Source organism: Caballeronia glathei (assembly GCF_000698595.1).
Classification (GTDB): Bacteria; Pseudomonadota; Gammaproteobacteria; order Burkholderiales; family Burkholderiaceae; genus Caballeronia; species Caballeronia glathei.
In genome coordinates, this window is record NZ_JFHC01000236.1 from 1 (window position 1) to 1,199 (window position 1,199).

A 1,199-nucleotide genomic window follows, 5' to 3' on the forward strand; every position below is an offset into this window, starting at 1 on the left:
GCCTCCACAATTCCCGGGGCGGTTCAGACGTGCTGGTGCAAAAGCGACGCGACAAGGGCCGCTCAAATTACGTTCGCTGCAAGGTTCGCTTTGTTGACCGCTGCAACATCGGTGAACGCCATCATTTTAGCGTGAGTGGTTCATCGAAATCGAGCGAACGTTCTACATTGGGAAAGACGATTTCGCGAAATGCGAATTGCATAACTTTCGTCTCTTCCCTACACTGCGGGCTTTTTAAATCGGCTGGTAGTTGCACCCCGCAACCGCTCCGTCGTGTTCATAAGCATCTAACGCATGAACCCGCGACAACTCAAGACGAGATATCCAGAACGATCGCGACGCGCTTCACGCCCTGTTCCACCGGCGCGTTCATCATGTCGCACTCTGCCGGTGCGTGTTGAAGACGTCCTGCCCCGAGTTTGGGGCTTTGCGTTGCGCCTGTCCAACGACGAAGGCGACGCTGCGCGGCTTGTGGAACACGCTTACAGACGCACATTGGACGATTGGGAACTCGGTTGGACTGCACCGCTGCTACGACTGTTTAAGGCGGTCTATTGGGCGTGGGAAGGTGCGCGTCATAGGAAGTTCACTGAACAACACTCCACCGAGCCCAAGTGTCGGGGGCCGATTGCTGAAAATAGCTTACCGCTGCACGACGAAATCGTCCGTGCGGTTGGCTGCCTGCCCGATGACGAACGCGTCGCTATTCTACTTTGGGCGGTTGAAGGACTGAGCACCGAAGAAGTCGCCGAGATCTTGCACGTCGAACCCTCAGCCGTCTCCGCGCGTTTGATTCGGGCGATCAGAACGATCAGCATCCTGCGCTCGGCTCAACGCGATATCTTCTAGGGACGTTTCATCACAAGGGAATCTGAGATTTAGATCTTCCCTTTTTTTTGATCAGTACACTATGGTTTCGCAAACACAGTTGAAGGGCCCGGACGTCTTCGCCCGAACATTCGCGGCGGATGACAAGACACTCTCAGCGATCGCGGCACGGCTGGAGGCCCGCGCAAAGCACAGCTTTTTCCAGCAAGTCGTTGGCGAATATCTCAGCGCACTCAAACTTAGCGGAACGGAATCGGTTCTCGATCTCGGCTGCGGTACGGGGGTTATCGCCCGAATGATTGCGAGTCGAGGCGGCCACATCGGGCGAATAACCGCGATCGACATCTGAGGTTGACCCGGTTCGACGGATA

General features: G+C 56.0%; 3 protein-coding genes. 2 read left to right on the plus strand and 1 reads right to left on the minus strand.

The window, feature by feature from the left end:
- Both BG61_RS43840 and BG61_RS38510 read left to right on the plus strand, forming a co-directional pair.
- Window positions 1–401, plus strand: a 401-nt coding sequence (locus tag BG61_RS43840) for a hypothetical protein (protein ID WP_206540643.1), incomplete at its 5' end; no start/stop codon positions are given.
- Window positions 391–849: an RNA polymerase sigma factor gene (locus tag BG61_RS38510; RefSeq protein WP_161783739.1), complete on the plus strand. Its 459-nt coding sequence runs from the start codon at window positions 391–393 to the stop codon at window positions 847–849. The genes BG61_RS43840 and BG61_RS38510, both read left to right, overlap by 11 nt.
- A 133-nt stretch (window positions 850–982) precedes the next feature.
- On the opposite strand, the gene BG61_RS44610 is transcribed toward BG61_RS38510, so the two are convergent.
- Window positions 983–1,199 (minus strand): hypothetical protein (locus BG61_RS44610; RefSeq protein ID WP_241486507.1); only part of this gene is annotated, 217 nt, incomplete at its 5' end.